Below are 26,465 nucleotides of genomic sequence, written 5' to 3' on the forward strand. Positions count from 1 at the left end.
CGCTGCCGGGTTTTACGCACTGCGACAATCGGTGGATTCATCGGCCAGTAGTCCCGAGTACCTTCCATGACTGTCCGGGCCGAGCGAACGATGACTGTGCCGGCCACACCGGAGCGTGTCTGGGAATTCATCACTGACCCGGATAAACGGGCCCGGCCGATCAGCGTCGTCACAGACTGGGAAGTCATCGACGACACACACGCGAACTGGTCGATAGAACTCCCGATTCCGGTTGTCAACCAGACGATGACGGTGAAAACCGAGGACGTCGAACAGCGCCGCCCGGAGTACGCCCGCTTCATCGGTCGCTCGAAAGTGATGACCGTCCAGGGCGAGCACGAACTCGAAGAGACGGCCGACGGCGGCACGAAACTGACCAACCGGTTCATCGTCGACGGCAAGCTCCCGGGCGTCGAGCGGTTCTTCAAGCGGAACCTCGACGACGAGATGCAGAACCTCGAACAGGCGCTGCGGGACGACCTCGAAGTCGAAGCATGAGACTCACACTTGCCCAGATAGACGTGTCGTCGGACTCGGTGGCAGAGAACGTCGGCCGCGCGACGACCGCCATCAGGGACGCGGCCGCGGACGGCGCGGACCTCGTCGTGCTCCCGGAACTGTTCAACGTCGGCTACTTCGCGTTCGACCGCTACGCCCGCGAAGCAGAGGGGCTGGAGGGCGAGACACTCACCCGAATCCGCGGCGTCGCCGCGGACAACGACGTGGCGGTGCTCGCCGGAAGTATCGTCGAGGACCTCGAAGCCAGCGCCGACAGCGGCTTCGACACGCCGGCCCCGGAGGGGATGGCGAACACCGCCGTGTTCTTCGACCGCGACGGGGAGCGACAGGCGGTGTACCGCAAACATCACCTGTTCGGCTACGACTCGGCGGAGTCCCAACTGCTCGAAGCCGGCCGGAGGATTCCGACCCTCGACTTCGAGGAGTTTACCGTCGGCATCACTACCTGCTACGACCTCCGGTTCCCGGAGCTGTATCGCCATCTCGTCGACGAGGGCGCGACGCTGACGCTCGTCCCGAGCGCGTGGCCCTATCCGCGCGTCGAGCACTGGAAGCTGTTCGGCCGCGCTCGGGCCGTCGAAAACCAGCTGTACGTCGCCGCCGCGAACGGCGTCGGACAGTTCGAGGACGCGGAACTGCTGGGTCGGTCGACGGTGTACGACCCGTGGGGAACGACGCTCGCAAGCGCCGACGACCACCCGGCACTGGTAACTGCCACTCTCGACCCGGCTCGCGTCGACCAGGTCCGCGAGGAGTTCCCGGCGCTTGCGGACCGCCGGACGGACTGGCCGTAACTGCAGTCGCTGTTTTACAAAAAGCGGTTTTTGAGCGTTCGCCGTCGTTATGCCGCTTTCAGGACGAGTACGACCCGTATGGCTTCGCGAATCAGGGTCCTCGCTGTCGTCGGTCTCCTCCTCCTTGCCGGCTGTACCGGTATGGGTGGGAGCGGCGATGCGGGCGAGGCACAGGGCGGCGGTGACGGCGCACAGATGTCCAGCGGCGACGGCGGGTCGAATCAGCCCGAAGCGGCTGATTCGGGCGCAAATTCGGCTGATAGCGGGAACGTCCAGGCCAGCAACGCCATGACCGACCGGGCCATCATCCGCAACGGTCGGATGGTGGTCGAAGTGGAGAACTACTCCACGACAGCCGACGCGATTGCCGCCTGGGCGCGCACGTCCGGCGGGTACGTGAGCGACTCCAACCGCGAACTCCACCGGGACGACGGCGAGACGTGGTACACCGGCTACATCGTGGTCAGAGTGCCAAGCGAGGAGTACGAACCGACGCAGTCGATGGTGAGCGAGCAGGGGACGGTCCGCTCCGAGGAGACGACGACGAAAGACGTGACCGACAAACTGGTCGACCTCGAAGCGCGGCTGACCAACCTCCGGGAGCGTCGCGACCGACTGCGGACCTTCTACGAGCGAGCCAACAGCACGGAGGAACTGCTCCGCATCGAGGAGGAACTGTCGTCGGTCCAGAACGACATCGAACGCCTCGAAGCCCAGAAGCGCTCGCTCGAACAGCGGGTCGCCTACTCGACGCTGCGCGTCGAGATTCACGAGCCAGCGCCGGCACCGTCGGCCCAGCAGGTGCCGTACCACGAGCGGTCGCTGGTCGCCGCGTTCCTCTCGTCAGTGAATGACGTGTACGTGTTCACCCGTGGCCTGCTGGTGACTGCGGCGAGTCTCGCGCCGTGGCTCGTTGTCCTCGCCGTCCCAGTCGTCGGTGGCCGGCGGCTCCTTCGCGGTCGGCCGCTCCCGCTGCTGGGTCGACGTGGCGCGTCGGAACCAGCCACAGACGACGGCGACGGTGTTGGCGGAGGAAACGACCCACAGCAGGAACCCGCTGCGGAATCGGACACGGAGTCGCCCGACAAGGACGCGTAGCCGGAACCGAACACCGGGCCTTTTTTGCGTGTGCACTCGCTACGAGTAGCTGCCGGCAAGGCGCTTTTCACGTCGATGCCGGCGCTAACGCCCGTCTCGCTGCTCGGCCACTCGGCGTCGCTCGTCCGCCAAGGCTGTCCGGACAGCCTTTTCACTCCTCTCCCGGAGTCGATCCTTTCGCCTCTCCTCGTCTTTCCGATACTATCGATCTAAAACGGCCACTCAGCAGCTACTGCGACGAAGATGCCCTGCGAGCTACCGCGTCCGTTCCCGCTCCAGCGCTTCACGGAAGTGTTCTGGCGTGATCTCCACTTCATCGGCGTTCTCGGTGGCCTCTTCCGGCCCGTAGGCGGACGCCACCTCTCGAATGGCCAGCATCGACGCTTCGCGGACGACGGCCTCCAGTTCTGCACCCGAGAAACCGTCGGTCTCCTCGGCGATCTCCCCGATATCGGCACCCTCAGCGAGTGGCTTTCCGTCGGTGTGGACGGCGAGAATCTCCTCGCGGGCGTCACGGTCGGGGTTCGGGACCTCGACGTGCTGTTCGAGGCGACCCGGCCGCAGCAGCGCATCGTCGATCATATCCCGGCGGTTGGTCGCGGCCAGCACGACCAGATTGGGGTTCTCCGTGATGCCGTCCAGTTCGGCGAGCAGTTGCGAGACGACGCGCTCGGTGACCTCGTTGCCCTGCCCCCGGTGGCTGGCGATGGCGTCGATTTCGTCGAGGAAGATGATGCTCGGCGCGGTCTGGCGGGCGCGCTCGAACAGTTCCCGGACCGCTTCCTCGCTCTCGCCGACGTAGCGGTCCATGATTTCGGGGCCGGCGACGTGGATGAAGTTCACGTCGCTCTCGCCGGCGACGGCCCGAGCGAGCAGGGTTTTGCCGGTCCCCGGCGGGCCGTACAGCAGGATGCCGCTCGGCGGGTCGGTGTTGGTCGCGGTGAACAGTTCGCTGTACGAGAGCGGCCACTCGATGGCCTCCGTCAGCGTCTGTTTGACCTCGGACAGCCCGCCCACGTCGTCGAAGGTCGCCGTCGGCGACTCGGCGACGTACTCCCGCATCGCGCTGGGGTCGACGGTGGCGAGCGCGGTCTCGAAGTCGTCCTGGTGGACGTCGCCGTCGTCGCGGTCGGCCCGGAGCGCGGCCATCGCGGCCTCGGTGGTCAGCGACGCGAGGTCAGCGCCGACGAAGCCGTGGGTCTGTGCGGCGATGCGGTCCAGATCCACGCCGTCCTGCAGCGGCATATCCCGCGTGTGGACGTCCATGATCTCGCGGCGACCGTGTTCGCCGGGCACGCCGATCTCGATTTCGCGGTCGAAGCGGCCACCGCGGCGCAGCGCCGGGTCGATGGCGTCCACGCGGTTCGTCGCCCCGATGACGACGACCCGGCCCCGGTCTTCGAGGCCGTCCATCAGCGTGAGCAACTGGGCGACGACCCGGTTCTCCATGTCGGCGTCCTCGTCGCGAGAGCCGGCGATGGAGTCGATTTCGTCGACGAAGAGGATAGCCGGCGCGTTCGCCTCCGCCGTCTCGAAGGCCTCCCGGAGCCGCTCCTCGCTCTCGCCCTTGTACTTGGAGACGATTTCGGGGCCGGAGATAGTGTCGAAGTAGGCGTCGACCTCGTTTGCCACCGCTCGCGCGATGAGGGTCTTCCCCGTCCCGGGCGGGCCGTGGAGCAATACGCCGCTGGGCGGGTCGATACCCAGGCGGCGGAACTCCTCGGGCTCGGAGAGGGGCATCTCTATCATCTCGCGGATGCGATCCAGTTCCTCGTCGAGGCCGCCGATGTCCTCGTAGCTTACCCCCGATTCCGTCTCGGCGGTCGGTGTGCTCGCCGTTGTTGCCTCACCGGACGACGACTGGCTCGCGTCGCTACCGCCGTCGAGGCCCGGCAGTACAGTCACTGCCGTCGTGCCGGTGACGCGAACCGGCCCCGAGGGAGAGGTCTTGCGAACGAGGAACGTTCCCAGCCCTTCGATGTGGGTCCGCTCGTCGGCCTGAATGATCTGGTCGACCAGCCGCTTCCTGACCAGACTCTCGTAGTCCTCGCTGCCCGGTATCGGTTCGACCGGCTGGATGGCTATTTCGGTCGCCTCAGAGACCGACCCACTCGTCACCGTCACCGTGTCGCCGATGTTGACGCCGGCGTTCGCTCTGGTGTCTGAATCGATGCGGACGAAGGAGCCGTCTTCGTCGTCATCTGGCCAGACCTTCACTACAGTCTTGTCCTCGCCCTCAATGATAACAGGTGAGCCACTCAAGACGCGTAGCTCGCTGCGTGCCGAATCTGGCAGTCGTGCGATACCGCGCCCGGCGTCGCGCTTGTTCGCACCCTCGACGGTGAGTTCGACACCGGCGTCAGTGGACCCGCTCATGCCGCCTTCTTGCAATCCGACTCCCTTGAGGGTTCCCGTTGTGTTGCGGGAAAATAATATACGGTCGGCCGTCGGATCTTCAGGTATGGTTGTCCAAACCGAGCGAGACGAGGTCACCTGGTACAAGTGCGAGACCTGTGGCCTGATGTTCGACGACCAGAGCGACGCGCGACAGCACGAGGAGAACTGTGACGACGAAGACCCGTCCTACATCCAGTAGCGGTCCTCGACCCCACAATCACGCGTCACCTTACCACCGGTATTACGCTTCGACGATCTCGAAGCTCCGCTCGCCGAGTTCGTCCTCCTCGAAGACGAACACGCGGCCGTTCGTTACGTCGTAGTCCACGTCTACTTCCGTCCGCATCTGATTGTCTCGGACCGTGACGCCGGGGAACAGTTCGTCCTCCTCGCCGTCGTCGAGGATGACCCGTCCGACGCCTGTCTCTTCGAGAATATCGTCATGTGTGCGGAGGTCGTTGACGTACACGAGGATGCCCGACGTCTCCGTCTCGTCGGTAATCAGGACGTGTGTGTCTTTTCCCGGCGCAGTCTGGATACTCCCTTCGACCGCCGTTGGGACGCCGTGATAGAACGCCTGGCGGCCGTCGAGGTACTCCACGACGACGCCGTCCTCGGTCAACTCGACCGAGACGGTGTCCGGTGCGATGTCCGACCGGTTGCTCATACCGTCAGTTCCGGCGGCGCGCTCAAAAGTGACGCGTTGTCCGTTTCGACCGAGCGGTCGGTTTCCAACCCCATCGGACGGGGTGCGAAAGGGACTAGTGACTCGCCTGTCTCCGTCTCAACATGACGAAGACCCTCGTCGTCGGACTCGACGGAGCGAGCTGGGAACTGCTCGACCCGTGGATCGAGACCGGCGAGCTCCCGAACCTGGCCGCGCTGCGGGACACCGGCACCTGGGCGGGGACGCGAAGCTGTCTGCCGCCGGTGACGTTCCCGAACTGGAAGTGCTACTCCTCGGGCAAGGACCCCGGCGGGTTCGGCGTCTTCTGGTTCGAGAACGTCGACCTCGACGCGGGCGAAATCACCGTGATGAACGGCGGCGACTACGACACCGCCGAACTCTGGGACTACCTCAACGACGAGGGGCAATCGGCCGGCGTGGTCAACATGCCGACGATGTACCCTCCGCGGGACATCGACGACCTCGTCGTCGCCGGCGGCCCGGACGCCGTCGAGGGGGAGTACCGGTCGATTAGCTCCGGCTACACCTCGCCGCCGGAACTGGCCGAGGAACTGGAATCCCGGTTCGACTACAGCGTCCACCCGGACCCGCTGCTGTCCTCGAACGACGAGCGCGGCGCGGAGGTCGAGGCCATTCTGGACCTGCTAGAGAAGCGCTTCGAGGTTGCCACGACACTCATGGACGAACGGGACCTCGATTTCGTCCATGTGACGCTGTTCTATTTGAACGTCCTGCATCACTTCTTCTGGGACGACGAGCCGAGCCTGCGCGCGTGGCAGCTCGTCGACGAGTGGGTCGGCCGGCTCGACGACCGCGAGGACCTGAACCTGGTGTTGATGTCCGACCACGGCTGTGACGCGACCCAGACGGAGTTCTACATCAACGAGTGGCTGGCCGAGAACGGCTACCAGGTCCGGGATACGAGCGTCGACGCCGTGCTCACCCGAATCGGGCTCGACCGCGAGAACCTGCTCGCAGTCGCAAAGCGCGCCGGGCTGGTCGACACGCTCGCTCGCGTCGTTCCGGAGTCCATCCAGCAACTCGTCCCGCAGCGCGACGGCGTCAAACGGGACCGCAAACTCGAAGCCATCGACTTGGAGCAGACAAAGGTCGTCGCCAGCGGACAGGGGCCGGTGTACGTCAACCCCCGATTCGACGTGGAATCGGTCCGTGAGTCGCTCATGGCTGACCTCCGCGAGGTGGAAGACGAGCACGGCCCGCTGTTTACCGACGTGTATAGGGGCGAAGACGTGTACAACGGCCCCTACGTCGACGCCGGCCCGGAGGTCGTCGTCGACCAGCGCCCGGGCGTCCACGTCAACGACGGTATCGGCGGCGGGACCATCCAGAGCGGTCCGGACCGCTGGGCGGCCGAGAACACGCCCTACGGCATCTTCGCCGCCAGCGGCCCCGACTTCGAGCCACAGGGCGAACTCGACCGTATCAGCATTCTCGACATCGCGCCGACGGTGCTGGCCGCCCACGGCTGTGCTGTCCCGACTGATATGCGCGGCGAGGTGCTCCCGGTGTTCCCCCAGGACCCCGCTGTCGGCGAGCGTGCCCCACTCAGTATCGAGGACGCCCTCGGAAGCGACGACGGCGACGCCGTCGAAGACCGGCTGAAACAACTGGGATACATGGAGTAGGTCCATCTGTGAGTTCGACCGGCGTTCAAATGAGTGAACCCAATGGGATAAGTAGCCGCTCCCGATACACACCGGTATGGTTAGCATCGATCTGAACAACAGCCAGCGAACGATGCTTACGACGCTGGTAAACAGGTATCAACAGACCGGTGAGGCAGTTACCGGCGAGACAATCGCTGAGGAGATCGACCGGAACCCCGGAACGGTACGGAACCAGATGCAGAGTCTGACCTCGCTGGGACTCGTCGAAGGTATTCCCGGCCCGACCGGCGGGTACAAGCCGACGTCCGAGGCCTTCGACGCAATCGACCGCCAGCAGATAGACGAGGCCGAGAGCGTCGTCGTCGCCCACGACTACGATCGCGTCGACGTCACCGTCGAGGAAATCAACTTCACGAACGTCCACGACCCGGAGAAGTGCCGCGCCCGGTTCCACCTCCAGAGCTCGGTGCAGGACTTCAGCGAGGGACAGGCCGTCATTCTCGGACCGACGCCGATTTCGAAGCTCGTCGTCGCCGGGACGGTTGTCGCTGTCGACGAATCCAACAGCGAAATCCTCCTCGACGTCGCGAAGATCGAAGCGCCTGTGGAAGAACCGGAGAAATAAGCGGTCCGTGCGGCCACGCGGCGTACCGTAGCTCTTTCAGGGGTCGACGCGGTCGATCCACAGCGTCGGCGTCTCTATCTCGTCTTCGGTGGGGAGGGTGTCCGGCGAGTCCCAGACGCGCCCGGCCGCAGCGACGCCGCGGGCGTCGGCGACCGTGTCGAAGAACGCCTTCCCGCGTTCGTACTGCTGGCGCTTCATCCCGAGGCCGAGCAGCCGGCGCATGAGCGACGCGATGGGGCCACGCCCCTGCCGGCGCTCGTCGACTTTCCGGCGCAGGTCGTCGTACTCGTCGTCGAAGGCCCGGTCCATCAGCAGTTCCGCGTACCCTTCGACGGCGGTCATCGTCGTGTCGAGTTCACCAAGCGTCGTCCGGTCGATGTTGCCGTCGGTGAGGTTGTCGATGGCGTCCTCCATCGCCGTTTCGAGGTGGTCGGAGAGCCACGGGGCCGCGCCGAACTCCGCCGCGTGCGTGACCTCGTGGAACGCGATCCAGCGGCGGAAGCGGTCCCGCTCGACATTCAACTCGTCGGCGACCCGGTGGATGTTGGGGCGCACGAAGTACAGCGCGTGAGCGTCGTTATCCGCGAGCAAGACGGGGTCGTACTGACCCAAGACGTTGTTCCCCAGAAACGAGAGCGCAACGGCCATCGACCCGGTGTTGACCACGCGGGCGATGCCGGGGATGTACTCGGCCTGCTGTTCGATCGGCTCCATCACGCGGCTGAACGTGGCGACGTTGGCGTCGATCCAGTGGTGGCGGTTCTGGATCTCGACGGTTTCGGGCAGGTCGAAGGCGAGCTGGCCTACCTCCCGGACGCGATCTCTGGCGTCCCGGACGTCGGTGGCGTAGCCGTCGCGTTCGGGCGTCTCGACGGTGAGGTCGCCCGTGTCCGTCGCGCCCTTCGCGGCGTCGGCGACGGCACTCCAGTCGATGGGGCCGTCGCCGGTCGCGCCGGCGACAGCCTGAACGCTGTGGTATATTCCCATACGTCTGAAATGTGGCGGGAGAAAATAGGCCTTCTCCCTGTGAAAACGACCACCGGCGTTCGGTTCGTGGCCTTGCTGTGGAGTGGGACGCTGTCCCTTACAGGGCTTCGTCGCTGTCGTCGCCGTCTGACCCACCGAGGTACAGACGCAGGACGACCGCGACGAGCGCGACGGCACCGAGTACCGCGAGCGCGAAGCGACCGACGTTACGGCCACCGTCACCCTCAACGTCCGTCTCGTCGCTCTGCTCGTCCGTCCGGGACCGCGACCACCGTGATTTGCGCTCCGATTCGTCGTCATCGTCGGTGGAACTGAACGGGGCGTTGGCAGTGAACTCCGCGCTGTCGAGATGCAGTTCGAGGAGAGTGAATTCGGCCATACTGACAGTTCGACGCCGCGACTCTTAGCCGTGGCGGTCCCAGAGCCACGGTGGGACGGTCCCAGACCGCGTGCCGTCCGCTGTTTTCATGACCACAGAGCGATTATCCCGCATATGGACACACGACGACGCGAATTCTTGGAATCGCTTCTGACGACGCCCGGCCCGTCGGGGTACGAGGCCGACAGCCAGCGGGTGTGGCTCGACTACGTCAGCGAGTTCGCTGACGAGGTCCGAACGGACGACTACGGCAACGCCGTCGCGAAGGTCGAAGGTGGCGACACGACCGTCGCGCTCGCGGGCCACGGCGACGAGATCGGCTTCATCGTCCGGGACCTCACCGACGACGGCTTCGTCAAACTGGGCCGCATCGGCGGCTCGGACAAGACCGTCTCGCGCGGGCAACACGTCACCATTCACACAGCCGACGGGCCGGTATCGGGCGTCGTGGGACAGACTGCGATTCACCTCCGGGACCCGGACGACGACTCCGTGCCGGAGATCGCCGAACAGCACGTCGATGTGGGGGCCGAGGACGGCGACGAGGTAGAATCACTCGTCGACCGCGGCGACCCGGTGACGTTCGTCCAGACGCTGAGCGAACTGGAGAACGGCCGCCTCGCGGCCCGGGGAATGGACAACCGTATCGGTATCTGGGCGGCCGCTGAGGGGCTTCGGCGCGCGGCGGAGGCCGATGCAGAGGCGACAGTGTACGCCGTCTCCACGGTGCAGGAGGAGGTCGGCGTCCAGGGGGCGAAGATGGTCGGGTTCGATCTCGCGCCGGACGTCGCTATCGCCGTTGACGTGACCCACGCGACGGACTCGCCGGGTTCGCCGGGGAAGGCCGCGACCGGGGTCGAACTCGGCGGGGGGCCGGTCGTCGCCCGCGGGAGCGCGAACCATCCGGTCGCCGTCGACGCCCTCCGAGAGACGAGCGACGCCGAGGACATCGACATCCAGTTGCAGGCGACCGGCAGCCGGACCGGAACCGACGCGGACGCCTTCTACACCTCCCGCGGTGGGATTCCGTCGGCCAACGTCGGCCTGCCGAACCGCTACATGCACACGCCGGTCGAGGTCATCGACCCCGACGACCTCGACGCGCTCGCGGACCTGCTGGCCGGCTTCGCTGTCCGAGCGGCCGACCGAGCGCCCTTTAGCGTCGACGTGTAGGGAGTCGGGACTGTCTCGCGCGCGCCACCACACAAACGGTACGTTTAAGCGGCCGTCACTATCCAAACCGTACATGAGTGGACGACCGCTGGATGTACTCGAAGCGTCCCTCGGTGAGACAGTCACCGTACAGCTGAAGGGTGGCGAAATCTTCGAAGGGGAACTCACCGGCTACGATCAACACATGAACCTCGTCGTCGAGGATGAAGACACAACGATTATACGCGGCGATAACGTCGTCTCAATTACTCCATGACTGGCGCAGGAACTCCGAGTCAGGGCAAGAAAAACACCACGACGCACACGAAGTGTCGACGGTGTGGTGAAAAGTCGTATCACACGAAAAAGAAGGTCTGCTCGTCGTGCGGTTTCGGCAAGTCGGCCAAGCGGCGTGACTACGAGTGGCAGTCGAAAGCAGGCGAATAACACACTCAACACAAATGCACGAGAAGTGCGGCGTTGTTGGCATCTCTTTGGAGGACCGTGACGCCGCCCGACCGCTTTACTACTCCTTGTACGCGCTCCAGCATCGCGGTCAGGAATCAGCCGGTATCGTCACCCACGACGGGTTCCAGCAGTACAGCCACGTCGAGATGGGCCTCGTCGGTGACGCGTTCGACCCCGGCGACCTGGAATCGCTCAACGGGTCGAACGGCATCGGCCACGTCCGATACCCGACCGCCGGGAGCGTCAACGCCTGCTGTGCCCAGCCGTTCTCCGTCTCGTTCAAGTCGGGGTCGCTGGGGCTGTCCCACAACGGGAACCTCGTCAACGCCGACGAGATCGGTGACGAACTGGCCGACCTCGGTCACGCCTTCACCTCAGACGGCGACACCGAGGTCATCGCCCACGACCTCGCGCGAAATCTCCTGGAGGAGGACCTGGTTCGGGCTGTCAAGCGGACGATGAACCGCATCCACGGGTCGTACTCGCTGACGATTATGCACGACGAGACGGTGCTCGGCGTGCGCGACCCGCAGGGGAACCGACCGCTGTGTATCGGCGAACTCGAGGACGGCTACGTCCTCGCCTCCGAGTCGGCGGCCATCGACACGCTCGACGGCGAACTGATTCGGGACGTCAAGCCCGGCGAACTCGTCGTTCTGCACGCCGACGGGACCGGCTTCGACACCTATCAGCTCGTCGAGCCCGAGAACACGGCCCATTGTTTCTTCGAACACGTCTACTTCGCGCGCCCGGACTCGACCATCGACGAGAACCTCGTCTACGAAGTACGGCGCGAACTGGGCCGGAAGCTCTGGGAGGAGTCCGGCGTCGAATCGGACGTGGTGTTGCCGGTGCCCGACTCCGGGCGTGCGTTCGCCTCCGGATACGCCGAGGCCGCACAGGACGACGAGTCGGATATCGAGTTCGCCGAAGGGCTGATGAAAAACCGGTACGTCGGCCGCACCTTCATCATGCCGACCCAGGACGAACGCGAACGGGCCGTCCGGTTGAAACTCAACCCCATCAAGTCCACCATCGAGGGGAAGAGCGTCACCATCATCGACGACTCTATCGTCCGCGGGACCACCTCGACGCAACTGATCCAGTTGCTGAAAGACGCCGGTGCCGAGGAGGTCCACGTCCGCATCGGCGCACCGCCAATCGTCGCCCCGTGTTACATGGGAATCGACATGGCTTCCCGGGATGAACTCATCGCCGGGAACCAGTCAGTCGACGAGATCCGCGACGAGATCGAGGCGGACTCGCTGTCGTATCTCTCTATCGACGCTATCGCGGAAACGCTGGACAAGAGCCAGACGGACCTCTGTCTCGGCTGTGTCACTGGCGAGTACCCCTACGACATCGACGGCGAGGCGACGGATCGGGACGTTGCCCGCCCGGATATCGGCACGCAGTCGAGCCCGGCCGACGACTGAGGGCGCGCTGGTTCTTTCTGTGGTGCTGGCCGGCTACCACACCAGGTACAGCATCGCGTACACGGCGATACCCATCGTAAAGGAAATCAGCCACAGGCTTGCGGCCAGCTTCCCGGCCCGCGGGTGGTTCGTCGACGGTAGCTCCGAGACGGGGTACGTGTAAGCCAGCAGCAGGACGTAGTACACCGCCGGGATAGCGATGATGGCAAGCAGGATGTGGATAGCGAGGAAGGGGAGATAGAAGTACGTCTCGACGACCGTCGGGCCGGTGAAGTCCGTCGGTCCGACAAGCGTTATCCGGTAGAGGTACAGCACGAGAAACAGAGCGAACAGGCCGAACGAGGAGAGCATCAGTTTGCGGTGCCGGGCGACGTTCCCGCGGCGAATCGCCCGGACGCCGCCGACGATGGTACCGATAGCGAGGGCGCTGACCACGGCGTTGGCGTGTGGGATCGCCCCGAGAACGCTCGCGGGCGCAGCGGGGAGCGCCGACTGGGGAATCGCCCCGAGAACGGCCCCGAACACGAGCGCGAGCGACACGACCGTCAACAGGCCAGTGAGTGCTGGCACGCGATACCGAGCCTGGAGATCCATACCCCAACTCCGGACTGGACGCAAAATACCGTTTCGAGTCACGTACCGCGAGCCAGGTCGCTACCTGGCTTTCGCTGAGGGCCGTTCGACGCCGGTGACGTCCAGACGGACCCGTCCTGTCGATTCATCGGCGAGGGAGATTTCCCACCCGTGGCCGCGTGCGATTTCCCGGATCACGGCGAGGTGGAGGCCCACACCTTCGTCGGTGGAGGCGTAGTAGAGTTCAAACGGTCCCTCGCTGCCTTCCCCCAACGGGGGGCCGTCGTGTTCGAGGGCGAACCCATCGCCCGTGTCCGTGATCGTTATCTTCCCGGTGTCGCCCTGCTCCGTGGCGAGCCGAAAGAAGTTCTCCGCGAGCTGACATAGCCGGCTGCTATCGGCCAGGATCGTCTCGGTACAGTCGATTTCGATGGTCGCTGCATCGGTATCGACCGTCGTCCAGGCGTCCGCCATCACGTCGGAGAGCGTGACCGGCTCGACAGTGTACTGTCGGTCGCCCTGACGGGCGATCTCCATGAGGTCGTCGATGAGAAACGACATGCGAGTGTGGCTGCGCTGGATGGCGTCGAACTCCTCGGCGGCGTGTTCCGCGGCTAGCAGTTCGACTCGTCCCATCGCCGCCTGGAGCGGGTTCCGGAGTTCGTGTGAGATGATCTGTGCGAGCTCTCGGAGCCGCTCTTTCTGCCGTTCCAGTTCCGTCGTCCGCTGCTGGAGCGCGTCTTTCGTCTGGCTCGCGTCGATAGCCAGCGCGATGTTGTGGCCGACCTCCCGGAACGTGTCCTGTTCTTCCGTGTCGAAGACATCGACGCGGTCGGCGTACACTCCGAGGACGCCGTACGACGTCCCATCGTACACCAGTGGGACAGCGAGAACTCGGGCGCAGTCCGTCTCCAGTGCGTCTGTGTCATTTGCGAACGTTGCTGGGTCGATATCCGCAACGACCAGTCGGTCCTCCGACTCGGCGCGGCACAACGGCTCCGGCACGGTGATGGAGACGCGGTCACGCTGTGAACCCAGCGCTCGAACGACCGGCCTGTCGTGCTGACAGGTCACCGTACAGGCCTCGCTGTATCTGGTCGTGCCCGCCAGAACCGCCGTGACGTCGCGTTCGATATCCACCCGCGACTGTGAGCGGACGAGCGCTTGATTGACCAGCCGGACGGCCTCGTTGAGCTGTTTTCGCTTGTTCGCCCGCTGACGGGCCGGGCTGGAAGCGACGGCGGCATCGACCCGCGCCAAGAGCCGCTGGTGAGCGTCGCTCACTGTGCTCGGAACGTAGCCGAACACGTCGCGGCTGTAGGCCTCGCGGGCGATGTCGCCGTTTGCCACCTCGGCAAAGAGGACGACCGGGAGTTCGGGGTGATTTCGTTGCAGTCGATCAATAAGGGTCAACCCACCGAGATACTGTGTCCCGTCCGGGTTCTCCACTTCGCAGTTCGTGACGACACAGTCCGTGTCGTAGTCGCCGAGCGCACACTCCAGGTCACGAACACCGTCGAACTCGTGGACGGTGACACCGCTATCCCGGAGCACCGAGATCGCGGCCCTGTCCTGGCTCGGACTACGGACGAACAGGACGGTGGGCTGTGGCTTCATCACCTGTCCGAGGAGATACACACATAAAGAAGTTACACCACTATCCTCTCCCCCATTGACATTTCCACCCGCTCAGCGACGCTATTGCCCAATTCAGGGGACGATTTATACACGTGGCACCGCATCCTCTGATGATGGCACATTCGGGGCTGGAGATCCATCGGACCCAGTCGGCAGTCATCGGTGCGATACAGTCACTTATCGACAGTGCCGACGAGAGTCTCACGATTGCGGTACCGAAATCTTCTCTCCCCGCGTTCGCGCCGCAACTCAGAGCCGCTCTCGAGCGGGACACGCTGGTGTTGCTACTGGTCCACGGCGACGCGTCAGCGCCGACGCCCGCGTACGAGGACATCGCAACGGCGGTCAGAACAATCGAGAGCGGCATCACCCCGCTGCTCGTGACCGCTGACATCCAGCGCGGACTCACCGGTCACTTCGAGATTGTGACTGCCTCGGGAACGGACCACCAGGCGACGGAGTTCGACAACGAGAACCTCGCGCACGACGAGTTCACGATGTTCCTCGGCACCCACTGGCTGATGGGGACGGAACGGTACGTCGCTAGCGTGTGTGCGTTCCCGCGGACGTTCTCCGCGTTCCAGTTCGCGGTGCTCATGGCGGCGCTGGCGTTGCGTGCGGGGACACCGATCACCGCACGCGCTCGGGTGGTCTCGACTACGGATCGGACGGAGACGACGATATCGGGGCCAGTGATAAACGTCCGGCAGAGCGTCGTCTATCCCGCATCGAGCAAGAACCCGGCCGAACGGTCACTCACTATCGAGACCGATGCCGGACCGGTCACTGTCGGCGGGGCCGGTGCGACGAAGGAAGCCTACGAGTGTCGCGAGATCACGTTGGACAGGGCTGACGACGAATAACGCAGCGAGAAAATCGCCTGTAAGACGCAACAATCAGCGTCGGTGTGTCGACCGTCGCTATCGAGTGCCGACCGTCGCTACTGGAAGGTGCGGCTGGCCGTGCTCTCGTCGGTGACGCCGGGTTCGGCCCGGTCGAAGCGCTGTTCGATCTCGTCGTAGCGCTCGCGGGTCTCCTCGGTGACGCTGGGGCCGACTTCTTCGAGCGCGTGCTCGAAGTGGTCCATCGTCACGCGGACGTTGCTGACACTGTCGCCGATGTCCTCGGGGTCCACGCTGTTGATGAACTCCCGGGTCGCGGCCATCGACGCCTCGCGAGCGACCGCTTCGATATCCGCGCCGACGTAGCCGTCCGTGCGGCTGGCCAGGTCGTCGAGGTCGACGCCGTCGGCCAGCGGCTTGTCGCGGGTGTGGACCTGGAAGATGGCGCGGCGCGCTTCCTCGTCCGGGACGGGCACATGGACGTGCCTGTCGAGTCGGCCGGGGCGCAGGAGCGCGTCGTCGATGAGGTCCGGCCGGTTCGTGGTCGCGACGACCACGACGTTCTCCATGTCCTCGATGCCGTCCAGTTCCGTCAGGAGCTGGGAGACGACGCGTTCGCCGACGCCGGAGTCGGTCGTGCCGCCGCCACGTTCGCCGGCGATGGAGTCGATCTCGTCGAAGAACACCACGGTCGGGGCGTTCTCGCGGGCCTTGCTGAACACTTCGCGGACGCCCTTCTCGGACTCACCCACGAACTTGTTCAGGAGTTCCGGCCCCTTCACGGAGATGAAGTTGGACTGGGCCTCGTTGGCGACGGCCTTCGCCAAGAGCGTCTTCCCGGTGCCGGGCGGGCCGTACATCAGTACGCCCTTCGCGGCTTCGAGGTCCATCGACTCGAACACGTCTTCGTACTCCAGAGGCCACTGAATGGTCTCCCGGAGCCGTTCCTTGGTGTCTTCGAGTCCACCGACGGAGTCCCAGGTGACGTCCGGGACTTCGACGAAGACCTCCCGGAGTGCGGAGGGCTCGATGCCCTTCATCGCCTCGCGGAAGTCTTTGTCGCTGATCTCCAGGCGTTCGAGCACCTCGGCGTCGATCTCGTCGGATTCGAGGTCGAGTTCGGGGCGGATGCGCCGGAGGGCGTTCATCGCGCTCTCTTTCGTGAGGGTCGCGAGGTCAGCGCCGACGAAGCCGTGGGTGTTCTCGGCGTAGTTCTCGATGTTGATCTCCTCGGAGAGGGGCATCCCGCGGGTGTGGACCTGAAGGATCTCCTTGCGGCCCTTCTTGTCCGGGACGCCGATTTCGATCTCGCGATCGAAGCGGCCGCCACGGCGCAAGGCGGGGTCGATATCGTCGACGCGGTTGGTCGCGCCGATGACGATGACCTGTCCGCGCTCTTCGAGCCCGTCCATCAGGCTGAGCAGCTGGGCGACGACGCGGCGTTCCACGTCGCCCTGAGTCTCGCCGCGTTTCGGGGCGATGGAGTCGATCTCGTCGATGAAGACGATAGCAGGGGCGTTCTCCTCGGCCTCTTCGAAGACCTCACGGAGTTGCTCCTCGCTCTCGCCGTAGTACTTCGACATGATCTCCGGGCCGGAGATGGTGGTGAAGTACGCGTCGATCTCGTTGGCGACGGCCTTGGCCATCAGCGTCTTGCCGGTGCCTGGCGGGCCGTGCAGGAGGACGCCCTTCGGCGGCTCGATGCCGAGCTGCTGGAACAGTTCGGGGTGGCGCATCGGCAGCTCGATCATCTCACGGACCTGTTCGAGTTCGCGGTCGAGCCCGCCGATGTCCTCGTAGGTCACGTCGGGCGTGTCGCTCGCTTCGGGCGCGCCCTCGCCGCTGTGGACCTGCTCGGCGGGCATCTCGCTGACCTGGATGTCCGTGGAGTCGGTCACGACGACCGTGCCGGAGGGCTCGGTCTCTGCGATCTTCAGCGGGATCTTCTGGCCGGACATCGAGGAGAGCGGTCCGAGGCCGAAGCTCACCGGAACAGTCTGGCCCTGCGTGACGGCCTGACCGCTGAGGTTGTTGCGAATCATCGGACCCACGTTACCCCGAACCCGGAGGTTCTGGGGCAGCGCGACGGTGACCGAGGTCGCGGGGTTGACGTCGGCCTTCTCGATGTTGACGGGGTCGTCGATACCGACGTTGGCCTCCTGGCGGAGCTGCCCGTCGATGCGGACGATGCCGTTCCCCTCGTCTTCGGGGTAGCCGGGCCAGACCCGGGCGACAGCGCGGCTGTCCTGTTTCCCCTCGAGAACGATGTAGTCGCCGTTCTCGAGTTCGAGTTCGTCCATCGCGGCGCGGTCAATTGCCGCGAGGCCACGGCCAGCGTCTTTCTGTTTGAGTGGTTTAACAGTAAGTCTCATTAGTTATCTCCCTCGCCGTCTGACACTTCGATAGTGAGAACCCCGTGATTGATAAACGCTCGTGCGTCCCTCGCGGGAATCTCCTGTTCGTACTGGTGGCCGTCAGCGACGACGATGACGGTCCCGTCGACCACATCGACACTCGCATCGGCGGCAGGTCCCACGTCCGCCGCGAACACGACGCTGTCGTCGTACTCGAATCGGCGGAGGGGCGTCTCGTCGAACAACTGCTGTTCTGAAGTCATGCTAACTCAAAGTAAGCGAGATAAGTATATAAACCTATCGCTGAAATACGCTGTACGGCGGAAAAATGAGTGTAGTTGCTTGAATGCGGTTCACACCTCATCTGAGCGCGCCAACCTTTTATCCACACCGCTTCCGAACGGTGTCGCATGGAACGGGTCAGTCACGACGGGCGAGTCACGGCGTACAGACAGACACAGCCTGCGGCATCGGGGCCGACGGCGCTGTATGTCCACGGCAGCGGGGCGACACACCGCGTGTGGGGTCGTCAGTACGCGCCATCCGGACCGACCCATCCCGCCATCGCGCTGGACCTGTCAGGGCACGGAGAGTCGGACGACATCGACACCGCAGCCGGGACCACGACACTCGACGCCTACGCGGACGACGTGGCCGCTGTGGGGCGGGAGACAGACGCGGAGGTGCTGATCGGGAACTCGCTTGGCGGGGCCGTTGCCCAGTGGGTCGCCCTGGAGCGGGACTGGACGCCCGAGGCGATAGTGTTGCTGGGGACCGGCCCCGAACTCCCGGTGTTCGAAGGATTACAGGAGTGGCTCGCGGACGACTGGGACCGCGCCGTCGAGTTCCTGCACGAACGGGACCGCCTGTTCCACGACACCGACCACGAGGCCGTGTCGCGCTCCCACGAGCAGATGGCGGCGGTCGGGCAGGCGGTGACCCGCCGCGACTTCATGACGTGTCACGGTTTCGACGTGCGCGAGCGACTGGGCGAGATTGACGTGCCCCTGCTGGCCGTCTGTGGCGAACACGACAAACTGACCCCGCGTGCGTATCACGAGACACTGGCCCGCGAGGTCCAAGACGGAGCGGTGTCGTTTATTCCCGACGCTGCACACCTCGCGATGGTCGAACAGGCCGAGACGTTCAACGACGTCCTAGAGGAGTTCATCGATGACACGGTCTGAGCGGGCCTGAGCGGCTGGAGAGGGGTTACTCTCCGGAGTAGACCCACGGCCCGAGCGCGAAAAACAGCAGCGCGATGGCGAGCATCGCCCGCGGCCCAGCCCTGAAGAGCGCCGTTGGCGCGACGACGGCGACGGCCTGCACGACACCCATCGGGATGGCGTGTTTCGGCCCTGGCTTGGGGTAGTCGAAAGGCGCGATCATCGCAAGCGAGAGGCCGAGCGCGCCGACGCTCAGCACGAGCGGGTTCGTGACGCCGCTCAGATACGCCGTCGCGATGATGATACTCCCGAGGGTGTTCGGCATACCCGGCCGCTCGTCGGGTGAATCGAAGTACGTCGAGTAGAACGCGGTCCGGACGATAGAGCACACGACGTACGCGGAGGCGAGCAGGGCGAGGCCGATGAACACGGCCGGGTGGGCGGACTCGATGCCGCCGTAGGCGTCTGTCAACAGCACGTACAGAAAGAGGCTCGGTGTCGCGCCGAAGGAGACCACGTCAGTCACAGAGTCGAGCAGCGGGCCGACCGCCGAACTGTCGCCGTTCCGGGCGACGATCCCGTCGATAGCGTCGGCGATAACAGCCAGCAGAATGAGCCGAGCGGCCAGATGCGGGTCGGTGAAGGCGATGGCTCCGGCGACGAACCCGACGACGGCGTTGAACAACGTCACCGTGTCGGCGACACTGAGTCGTCGGCGTACCTCGAAGCCCATGGTTTCCCGGTTGGCCACGGCGTATATGAAGGACTCGAAAGCGAACGCCCCGCAGTGCCGACCGGCCGGCGATTACTCTTCCGGGAGGTCGTGGCCGATGACGAGGCGAGCGGTGGTGGCGAGCGTCCCAACGACGAGGACGACCAGTTCCCAGCCGCTCCGGGCGATGGGGAACACGCGGTCGACGTTTTCTGGTTCCGGTTGTCCCGGATTCGGGTCGATGCCGGTACTCATCTGTACCTCGGTGGAGTTGCCCATCGACTGCGTGGTCGACCCGCCGCTCCCGCCCGTGCCGGTGCCACCGGAAGCCTGAGAGGACGGCTCGGGCAGTTCGACGAACGTCTGGACGATGCCGCGCTGGCTCGACAGCTCCAGATGACCGCTGAGCTGATAGAACTGGTCGTACAGCGGCCAGAAGAGGTTCGCACCGCCCGTAATCAAGTCCAGCAGTACGTGACCCACCGCGTACACCACGACACAGAACCAACTGACTCGAACACCGTAGGCCCCCCAGCGGCCCTCGATATACGATTCGTCGCGCACGTACAGGTCCATCGCGATAAGGAGCGCCAGTACCGCCGGAATGACGAGGTTCGTCGTCGCGGCCCGGTGGCCGGCTTGCCAGTAGAGCCCGAGGAACGCGTCTATGTCGGGAAACGTGACGACGAGTATCGACAGGAGGAGCGACCGCTTGTCGAATGCAGCACCCAGCAGCGTTGCGGCGAGTAACCCAACGAAGGCGTAGTGAACCACCAGCGAAGGCATATAGATATCAATACTACCACAGAAATGAGCGTTGTGGTGGGCTCTATCAGAATTAGAAACTACCCCACTTGATTAATATAGCCATAGTAAATACGTTGTTAGTGGGGAATCGGTGGGGTGGAACGGCACCCATTATCACTTCTGTCGACGTGAGCGATATGCCGAGTCAAACAGCGAAAACGGGAACTGCTCAGTCCGCCGTGATTTCCTGCTGTGCCGTGGCCGTCTCATTCTTCATTGGGGCGACGAGCCTGTAGAGCCCGTACAGAGCCAGGACCAGGAGGCCGGCCAGGACCAGTCCGGTCCGGAGCGTCGGATCGATCATCGGAGTCGCGATGATCTCGCCCGCGTCGTTCGTCAGCGGTGCCGCGCTGTAGGGCTTACCCGCCAGTATCTCCACGATGCCGAGGACGACGACGCCCAGCAGCATCAGTCCGCCGCTGAGTGCCATCGCCGCTTTGTCGATGACGGTGGTGTGTTGTTGCATTGGTGGTCACCTCCTTAGCCGAGCAGGTACCTCAGTTTCGGGTGTCGTTTGACCAGTTTGGTCTTCTCGATGATCGCGTCGAGGCCGTAGTAGCGACCGGTAGCCAGCACGATCATCGTCATGAACAGCAGCATGCCCATGAAGTCGCTGTTGACCAGCCCGTGGCCGAACTCCGCGTTGCCGATCCAAAACAGGGCCATGAAGAAGACCCCGAAGACGGAGGCGAGCCTGACTAGCGCGCCGACCATCAGTCCGAGCCCGATGAGCGTCTCGCCCAGCGGGACCATTGCCTGAATGAGCCAGCCAAGGTATTCGCCCATCAGCACGGGGAGCGGGCCGAGTGCCGTGCCAGTCATCTGCTTGAGGTACGTTGGCCCGTAGGTGTAGGCCAGCCCGTTCTCGATGAGCTTCGTTACGCCTGCGTGGAAGAACCACCAGCCGGTTACGACACGCAGGAACGCCAGCCAGTACGCGGTCCAGGCCCCGCCGAGCTCGAGCTCGAAGTCGTCTGCCAGGGGGTTCGCCGCTTGATAGGACATCTGTGTCACCTCACATATAGAGTTCCGCGCCGCTATGATATATAAGGGAACGAGCGTTCCCACCGAGTGAAAACACATCTCAGCCCCTGAGAAGGGATGTATCAGCCGTTTAGCGTTTCGACACCTGTTCGGTTGCGGGTTTTTATTTCCTCCGACGGGGAGACACCCACTCACGGGCCACCGTGAGGTTCAAACCATCCATGCAACTACGGTAGGACACCAATGGTACTCGAACTGACGGGCGAACACACCACAGCGCGGGTGATGGTCGACGACGAATCGCTCGTCGAGGCTGGGTGTCGGGAGCAAATCGAGACGCTCATCGACCATCCCGCGTTCACCGAACCGGTGCGGATCATGCCGGACACGCACTGGGGAGCAGGCGCACCCATCGGCTTCACGATGCCGCTTGGCGAACGCGTCGTCCCGAACATCGTCGGCGTCGACGTGGGCTGTGGGATGGCTGCGACGAACCTCGGGCCGGACCTCCCGCTGGAAAACGAAGAGCGCGAGCGCCGCGTCCGCGAGGCGGTCCCGATGGGACGGTCGGTTCACGACTACGACGACGCGGTCCACTTCGTCGAGGAGTTCCCGTTCGAGCGGGCCAACCGCGTCTTCGAGCAGTTCGACGCGGCCTACGCCGAGCGGTTCGGCGAGCACATCGACCCAGTCGAGTTCGACTTCGACGGCTACGACGAGGAGTACTTCGAGTCGCTCTGTGACCGCGTGCTGGCAGACCAGCGTCAGGGAATGGGGTACATAATCAAGAGTGCGGGGACGCTGGGCGGCGGGAACCACTTCGTCGAGTTCGGCAAGGCACGCGAATCGGGCGACTACTGGCTGGTCATCCACAGCGGGTCCCGGTATCTGGGTAAGTCTGTCGCCGAGTACTGGCAATCGACGGCGACGGACCGCCGGACAATCGGCGAGATCCGCGAGCAGATTCCCGACGAGTACGTCGAGTACCTCAAGTTCGACCCCGATACAGTCGAATCGCGGGACCTCTACGCCTGGGTCACCGGCGGCATGGGCGAGTCCTACATCCGGAAGGACCGCCTCCGGCGCGAACTCGACGGCAAGGAAATCGAGGACGCCTTCGACGCGCTGGGACAGGTCCAGGACGCCATCCACAGCAGCGACGACGAGGACCGCAACACGGACTTAGACTGGCTCGAAGGCCGCGAGGCTCACGGCTACCTCGTCGACATGCTGTTCGCCCAGCAGTACGCCCGCTGGAACCGCGAACTGATGAGCGACGCCGTCTGCGACGCGCTGGGGATCGACCCCGTTGACCAGTTTCAATCGATTCACAATTATATAGATTTCAGGGACCTGACCATCCGAAAAGGTGCGACCCCAGCCCGCGAGGACCAGCGGCTACTGATTCCGTTCAACATGGCTGAGGGGTCGATTATCGCCCGCGGGAAGGGCAACGACGAGTACCACCAGACCGCACCGCATGGCGCGGGTCGCGTGATGAGTCGCCGGCAGGCCCACAGCGAGGTCGACATGGACGAGTTCGCCGCAGCGATGGACGGCGTCTACTCGGAGTCCGTCATCAAAGGTGTCCGCGACGAAGCGCCGATGGCGTACAAGGACGCCGACGCGATTCTCTCTGCCATCCAGCCCACTGCCGAGGTCGTCGAGTACGTCGACGCGGTCCACAATCTGAAGGCGACTGAGTGAGCGGGCCTGTTAGCCTGGCAGAAAGTGATTAGGACGCGAAGGCCCTGTGTCCTGTATGACCATTCTCGTGGCTATCGCCAACGATTCGGTCTCTCCGGCGGTCATCGATACGGCAGTTCGACTCGCTGACGGGCTCGACGAGGAACTGTACGTCGTCCACCTCGTCGACGAGGACACCGCCGACGGCACGGCCATGCAACTCCGGGACGAGATGCGCGACCGGTTCCGCGACGCCACCATCGTGGCGACGGTCGCTATCGAACACGTCGGCCGGTCAGCGATGCGTTCGGGCACGCGGATCGGCAACGAACTGCTCGAGCTCGCGGCCGACGTGGACGTCCGGCACATCGTCATGGGCCACGAGCCGAAGGGGCTGGCCGGCAGAATCCGGGAGGGCGACGCGGCGGTCGCCGTCATCGACGCCGCCAACGTGCCGGTGACGATCGTCCCCGAAGGTCCCGCAGACCCCTGAGCGTCGCGCAGGTCGTCACAGGCCCAGTTCCCGGCCGAGTACCATCCGCTGTATCTCGCTCGTTCCCTCGCCGATCTCCATGAGCTTCGCGTCCCGGTAGAACCGCTGGGGCGCGAAGTCCGTCGTGTAGCCGTAGCCGCCCAGCACCTGGACGGCGTCCTCGGCGACCTCCCGGCAGATTTCGCTGGCGTCGAGCTTTGCCAGCGAGGAGAGCCGCGTCACGTCCTCGCCTTGATCGTACATCGTCGCTGCCTTGTGGGTCAGCAGGCGGGCCCGCTCGATTTTGCGGTCCATCTCGACGATTTTGTCCCGGACAGCGTCGAACTTCGAGATGGGGCGGTCGAACTGCTCACGTTCGGTGGCGTAGGATTTCGCGGCCTCGAAGGCCCCCTGTGCGAGCCCCGTCGAAAGCGCGGCGATGGAGATACGCCCACCGTTGAGCGTCTTCAGCGTCTGCTCCCAGCCGTCGCCTTCGTCGCCGAGCAGACGGTCCGCGGGAAGCCGGCAGTCGTCGAACTGGAGTTCGCAGGTCGGTGAGGCGTTCAGCCCCATCTTGTCCCACTCGGTCGTCACCGCCCACCCGTCGTCCTCGGGAGCGACGATGAACGTCGAGATGCCGTCGTAGCCGGCCTCGGGGTCGGTGACAGCCTTGACCAGCACCGACCCGGCGACGGAGGCGTTCGTGATGAACTGTTTCGTCCCGTTGATGACGTACTCGTCACCGTCCCGCACCGCTGTCGTGTCCATGTCGCTGGCGTCGCTCCCGCTGCCCGGCTCAGTCAGCGCCCAGCCGCCGAGGTGCTCACCGGTAGCGAGCGGTGTGAGCCAGCGGTCCTTCTGTGCGTCCGTGCCGAACAGCTCTATCGGCTTGCTCCCGAGTGAGGTGTGGGCCACGTACGAGAGGCCGATGCTCCCGGAGACCCGCCCGAGTTCCTCGGCGACGAGCGCGTACATCAACGTGTCTCCGCCCAGCCCGCCCCAGTCCTCGCTGATCGGCACGCCCATCACGTCCAGGTCGCCGAGTTCCTCGAATATTTCCGCCGGAAACCGGTGCTCGTCCTCTATCTCCTGAGCTATCGGCTGAATCTCGTTCTCGCAGAACTCGCGGACCGAATCCCGTATCATCCGGTGTTCGCCGGGAACGTCGAACTCCATACCGCGTCTATGGCCTGTGTTATTAAATACCACATGGGGAAGACACAAGCCATTTGCCCGTCCACGGCGTTCCCTCGGGGGAATGGCGTTCCGGCGACTCCTCCGCGGGACGGTCCCCTGGGAGGAACTCGAAGGCGTGGTGCGGGCGGTAATGGAGCGATACGACGAGCCCGCGGCCCGCGTGGCGTTTCTGGAGGCGGACAACTGGCTCTCGACGCCGCTGGTCGTCAACGACCAGTGGTTCGTGAAAGTCATCACGGGGCAGAACTCGCTTGTTCACACGCTGCTGACTGCCGGCCGCAACATCGGCGCGTTCTCGTCGGGGACGGAGGGTTTTTTCGAGCATTTCGGGACGCCCTACGAGATGGCGGAACACGAACTGGCGGCGACCCGGCAGATGCGGGAGATCGGCGTCAACGCTCCCGAACCAATCGAGGCCTTCGAATACGACGGGATGGGGGTACTCGTGCTGGAATACATCCCCGACTTCGAGCCGCTGGACCACCTCTCGGCCGAAACCGTCGAGTGTCACAGCCCGACGGTGTTTGACTTCCTCCACCGGATGCACGAGGACGGCCTGGCACACGGCGATTTCCGGTGTGAGAACGTGCTCGTGGCCCGCGACGACCTGTACTTCATCGACGCCACGAGCGTGCGCGAGGAAGCGATCAGCGACGCTCGCGCCTACGACCTTGCCTGTGCGCTGGGCGCGTTGGAGCCGCTCATCGGCGCGCCGGCCGCCGTCTCGGCCGCGGCGATGCACTACGAGACGGCGGAGCTACTGGCCGCGGAGGAGTTCCTGGATTTCGTCAACATCCGTCCGGACCACGACTTCGCCGCCGCCGAAATCCGCGGGGCCGTGGAAAAGCGCACATAGGCCGGCCCGGAACGGCCTCAGTCCGCCGGCGTCGCTCCGAGCGCTCGGCTTCTAGCAACAACGCCGATGCCGATGAGCACGACGGCCCCGCCGGCGACGGTCGACGGTCCGGGTATCTCCGCGAGCAACAGCAACGCAAGCAGCGCGCTCCCGACCGGTTCGCCGAGCAGCGAGACGCTAACCATACTGGATTCGACGTGTGCCAGTGCCCAGTTGAGGACGGTGTGGCCGAACACGCCGGGGCCGACGGCCATCGCGAAAAACAGCGCCCATTCCTGCGGCGGGTAGCCTGTCACGGGGTGGCCCGACGCGACGACGAAGCCGAGGAGGCATATCGCGGCGACGCCGTAGACCACGGTCACGTAGGGGATGAGGGGGAACCGCTGGCGGAGCGAACGCCCGGCGAGCACGTACCCGGCGGCCATGACACCGCCGACGAGGGCCAGCGCGTTGCCGTACAGCGGACGCGGGCCGATGGCTCCGCCGCCGAGCAGTTCGCCGACGGACATCACGACGATGCCACCGATAGCGACGAGGATGCCCGCCGTCGTGCCGCGCGTGACGCGCTCGTCCAGCAGCGCCCACGCCCCGACGGCGACGAACAGCGGCTGGCACTGGACCAGCGTGACTGACGCCGCGACGCTCGTCCACGCCAGGCTCTCGAACCACGCGGCGAAGTGAACCGCGAGCGCGACGCCAGTCGCCGCCGCCGCCAGTACGTCTCGCCGGGAGAGTCGCCCGAAGGCTGACCGATGCCGGCCCAACGCCAGCGGGGCCAGCAGTGCGGTCGTCAACAGGACGCGGTAAAAGGCCGCCACCGACGCCGCGGCCGCGCTCCAGCGGACGAGAATCGCGCTCGTACTGACTGCGAGCACGGCGACAGCCAGCGCGATTCGCGGGTCGACTCGCGGCTCCGTCACGCCCATGTCGCTCCGTTGTGGCGCGGAGACAGTACAGCCCAATCAGTTACCGCGACGACACGTCCGCTCATCCTGTGGCTGTATCCG

General features: G+C 64.8%; 29 protein-coding genes. 15 read left to right on the forward strand and 14 right to left on the reverse strand.

Features of this window, described 5'->3' with window-relative positions; all coding sequences use genetic code 11:
* The first annotated feature begins 66 nt into the window (after positions 1-66).
* The 3 genes from VI234_RS15015 (at position 67) to VI234_RS15025 (ending at position 2,411) form a co-directional block, all read left to right on the forward strand.
* Positions 67-498: an SRPBCC family protein gene (locus tag VI234_RS15015; protein ID WP_336330470.1), complete on the forward strand. Its 432-nt coding sequence runs from the start codon at positions 67-69 to the stop codon at positions 496-498.
* Positions 495-1,313: a carbon-nitrogen family hydrolase gene (locus tag VI234_RS15020; protein ID WP_336330471.1), complete on the forward strand. Its 819-nt coding sequence runs from the start codon at positions 495-497 to the stop codon at positions 1,311-1,313. The genes VI234_RS15015 and VI234_RS15020 overlap by 4 nt, the downstream gene beginning before the upstream one ends.
* A gap of 78 nt (positions 1,314-1,391) precedes the next feature.
* Complete coding sequence (locus tag VI234_RS15025) at positions 1,392-2,411, forward strand: DUF4349 domain-containing protein (RefSeq protein ID WP_336330472.1); 1,020 nt, start codon at positions 1,392-1,394, stop codon at positions 2,409-2,411.
* Between the two features lie 255 nt (positions 2,412-2,666).
* Here VI234_RS15025 and VI234_RS15030 read toward each other — a convergent pair whose 3' ends face one another.
* A complete protein-coding gene (locus VI234_RS15030; RefSeq protein ID WP_336330473.1) occupies positions 2,667-4,787 on the reverse strand; it encodes an AAA family ATPase in 2,121 nt (706 codons plus the stop codon).
* A gap of 85 nt (positions 4,788-4,872) precedes the next feature.
* On the opposite strand from VI234_RS15030, the gene VI234_RS15035 reads away from it, so the two are divergent.
* Positions 4,873-5,007, forward strand: a complete 135-nt coding sequence (locus VI234_RS15035; protein WP_004517924.1) for a DUF7128 family protein — start codon at positions 4,873-4,875, stop codon at positions 5,005-5,007.
* Positions 5,008-5,049: 42 nt separating this feature from the next.
* On the opposite strand, the gene VI234_RS15040 is transcribed toward VI234_RS15035, so the two are convergent.
* Entirely contained in the window at positions 5,050-5,475 is a 426-nt protein-coding gene (locus tag VI234_RS15040) for a DUF5796 family protein (protein WP_050038025.1), read from the reverse strand.
* Between the two features lie 122 nt (positions 5,476-5,597).
* On the opposite strand from VI234_RS15040, the gene VI234_RS15045 reads away from it, so the two are divergent.
* On the forward strand, positions 5,598-7,142 hold the full coding sequence (locus VI234_RS15045) for an alkaline phosphatase family protein (protein WP_336330474.1): 1,545 nt from the start codon (positions 5,598-5,600) through the stop codon (positions 7,140-7,142).
* Between the two features lie 76 nt (positions 7,143-7,218).
* Complete coding sequence (locus tag VI234_RS15050; RefSeq protein WP_336330475.1) at positions 7,219-7,749, forward strand: Rrf2 family transcriptional regulator; 531 nt, start codon at positions 7,219-7,221, stop codon at positions 7,747-7,749.
* A 36-nt stretch (positions 7,750-7,785) separates the two neighbouring features.
* Here the strand turns inward: VI234_RS15050 and VI234_RS15055 are convergent, their stop codons facing one another.
* On the reverse strand, positions 7,786-8,736 hold the full coding sequence (locus VI234_RS15055) for a zinc-dependent metalloprotease (protein ID WP_336330476.1): 951 nt from the start codon (positions 8,734-8,736) through the stop codon (positions 7,786-7,788).
* 97 nt (positions 8,737-8,833) lie between these two features.
* Positions 8,834-9,115, reverse strand: a complete 282-nt coding sequence (locus VI234_RS15060) for a hypothetical protein (RefSeq protein WP_336330477.1) — start codon at positions 9,113-9,115, stop codon at positions 8,834-8,836.
* A gap of 114 nt (positions 9,116-9,229) precedes the next feature.
* On the opposite strand from VI234_RS15060, the gene VI234_RS15065 reads away from it, so the two are divergent.
* From VI234_RS15065 to purF, 4 genes are all read left to right on the forward strand, one after another.
* The gene (locus VI234_RS15065) at positions 9,230-10,288 is read left to right on the forward strand and encodes a M20/M25/M40 family metallo-hydrolase (protein ID WP_008309285.1); all 1,059 of its coding nucleotides are present in this window, start codon (positions 9,230-9,232) and stop codon (positions 10,286-10,288) included.
* A 73-nt stretch (positions 10,289-10,361) separates the two neighbouring features.
* Entirely contained in the window at positions 10,362-10,544 is a 183-nt protein-coding gene (locus VI234_RS15070; RefSeq protein ID WP_004592851.1) for an LSM domain-containing protein, read from the forward strand.
* Positions 10,541-10,714: a 50S ribosomal protein L37e gene (locus tag VI234_RS15075; protein ID WP_004517916.1), complete on the forward strand. Its 174-nt coding sequence runs from the start codon at positions 10,541-10,543 to the stop codon at positions 10,712-10,714. The genes VI234_RS15070 and VI234_RS15075 overlap by 4 nt, the downstream gene beginning before the upstream one ends.
* A 14-nt stretch (positions 10,715-10,728) precedes the next feature.
* Positions 10,729-12,171, forward strand: a complete 1,443-nt coding sequence (purF, locus tag VI234_RS15080) for an amidophosphoribosyltransferase (protein ID WP_336330478.1) — start codon at positions 10,729-10,731, stop codon at positions 12,169-12,171.
* A 33-nt stretch (positions 12,172-12,204) separates the two neighbouring features.
* Here purF and VI234_RS15085 read toward each other — a convergent pair whose 3' ends face one another.
* The gene (locus VI234_RS15085) at positions 12,205-12,765 is read right to left on the reverse strand and encodes a DUF420 domain-containing protein (RefSeq protein ID WP_336330479.1); all 561 of its coding nucleotides are present in this window, start codon (positions 12,763-12,765) and stop codon (positions 12,205-12,207) included.
* 60 nt (positions 12,766-12,825) lie between these two features.
* Positions 12,826-14,361, reverse strand: coding sequence for an ATP-binding response regulator (locus VI234_RS15090; RefSeq protein ID WP_336330480.1), 1,536 nt, complete (start codon positions 14,359-14,361; stop codon positions 12,826-12,828).
* A gap of 131 nt (positions 14,362-14,492) precedes the next feature.
* Between VI234_RS15090 and VI234_RS15095 the strand changes: the two genes are divergently transcribed.
* On the forward strand, positions 14,493-15,245 hold the full coding sequence (locus tag VI234_RS15095) for a TrmB family transcriptional regulator sugar-binding domain-containing protein (RefSeq protein WP_336330481.1): 753 nt from the start codon (positions 14,493-14,495) through the stop codon (positions 15,243-15,245).
* Between the two features lie 77 nt (positions 15,246-15,322).
* Here VI234_RS15095 and VI234_RS15100 read toward each other — a convergent pair whose 3' ends face one another.
* Complete coding sequence (locus tag VI234_RS15100; RefSeq protein ID WP_336330482.1) at positions 15,323-17,596, reverse strand: CDC48 family AAA ATPase; 2,274 nt, start codon at positions 17,594-17,596, stop codon at positions 15,323-15,325.
* On the reverse strand, positions 17,596-17,841 hold the full coding sequence (locus tag VI234_RS15105; RefSeq protein WP_008309302.1) for a DUF7127 family protein: 246 nt from the start codon (positions 17,839-17,841) through the stop codon (positions 17,596-17,598). Before VI234_RS15105 ends, VI234_RS15100 begins: the two co-directional genes overlap by 1 nt.
* Positions 17,842-17,988: 147 nt before the next feature.
* Between VI234_RS15105 and VI234_RS15110 the strand changes: the two genes are divergently transcribed.
* Positions 17,989-18,765, forward strand: a complete 777-nt coding sequence (locus VI234_RS15110) for an alpha/beta fold hydrolase (RefSeq protein ID WP_336330483.1) — start codon at positions 17,989-17,991, stop codon at positions 18,763-18,765.
* Positions 18,766-18,790: 25 nt separating this feature from the next.
* Here the strand turns inward: VI234_RS15110 and VI234_RS15115 are convergent, their stop codons facing one another.
* From VI234_RS15115 to VI234_RS15130, 4 genes are all read right to left on the reverse strand, one after another.
* Entirely contained in the window at positions 18,791-19,477 is a 687-nt protein-coding gene (locus VI234_RS15115) for a protein sorting system archaetidylserine synthase (RefSeq protein ID WP_008309305.1), read from the reverse strand.
* A 72-nt stretch (positions 19,478-19,549) separates the two neighbouring features.
* On the reverse strand, positions 19,550-20,242 hold the full coding sequence (locus VI234_RS15120; RefSeq protein WP_008309306.1) for a metal-dependent hydrolase: 693 nt from the start codon (positions 20,240-20,242) through the stop codon (positions 19,550-19,552).
* Between the two features lie 190 nt (positions 20,243-20,432).
* Positions 20,433-20,729, reverse strand: coding sequence for a hypothetical protein (locus tag VI234_RS15125; RefSeq protein ID WP_008309307.1), 297 nt, complete (start codon positions 20,727-20,729; stop codon positions 20,433-20,435).
* Positions 20,730-20,743: 14 nt separating this feature from the next.
* Positions 20,744-21,268: a DoxX family protein gene (locus tag VI234_RS15130; protein WP_336330484.1), complete on the reverse strand. Its 525-nt coding sequence runs from the start codon at positions 21,266-21,268 to the stop codon at positions 20,744-20,746.
* 222 nt (positions 21,269-21,490) lie between these two features.
* Here VI234_RS15130 and VI234_RS15135 point away from each other — a divergent pair, with 222 nt between their 5' ends.
* The gene (locus tag VI234_RS15135) at positions 21,491-22,954 is read left to right on the forward strand and encodes an RtcB family protein (protein ID WP_336330485.1); all 1,464 of its coding nucleotides are present in this window, start codon (positions 21,491-21,493) and stop codon (positions 22,952-22,954) included.
* Positions 22,955-23,009: 55 nt separating this feature from the next.
* Entirely contained in the window at positions 23,010-23,426 is a 417-nt protein-coding gene (locus VI234_RS15140; protein WP_336330486.1) for a universal stress protein, read from the forward strand.
* A 15-nt stretch (positions 23,427-23,441) separates the two neighbouring features.
* Here VI234_RS15140 and VI234_RS15145 read toward each other — a convergent pair whose 3' ends face one another.
* Positions 23,442-24,581, reverse strand: coding sequence for an acyl-CoA dehydrogenase family protein (locus tag VI234_RS15145; RefSeq protein WP_336330487.1), 1,140 nt, complete (start codon positions 24,579-24,581; stop codon positions 23,442-23,444).
* Positions 24,582-24,663: 82 nt separating this feature from the next.
* Here VI234_RS15145 and VI234_RS15150 point away from each other — a divergent pair, with 82 nt between their 5' ends.
* Complete coding sequence (locus VI234_RS15150) at positions 24,664-25,458, forward strand: RIO1 family regulatory kinase/ATPase domain-containing protein (RefSeq protein ID WP_336330488.1); 795 nt, start codon at positions 24,664-24,666, stop codon at positions 25,456-25,458.
* A 17-nt stretch (positions 25,459-25,475) separates the two neighbouring features.
* Here VI234_RS15150 and VI234_RS15155 read toward each other — a convergent pair whose 3' ends face one another.
* Positions 25,476-26,384 carry a DMT family transporter gene (locus tag VI234_RS15155; RefSeq protein ID WP_336330489.1) on the reverse strand — a complete coding sequence of 303 codons (909 nt, stop codon included), beginning with the start codon at positions 26,382-26,384 and terminating at the stop codon, positions 25,476-25,478.
* Positions 26,385-26,465 lie beyond the last annotated feature (81 nt).

Origin of the sequence: Haloarcula sp. CGMCC 1.2071 (assembly GCF_037078445.1) — an archaeon.
Lineage (GTDB): Archaea > Halobacteriota > Halobacteria > Halobacteriales > Haloarculaceae > Haloarcula > Haloarcula amylolytica.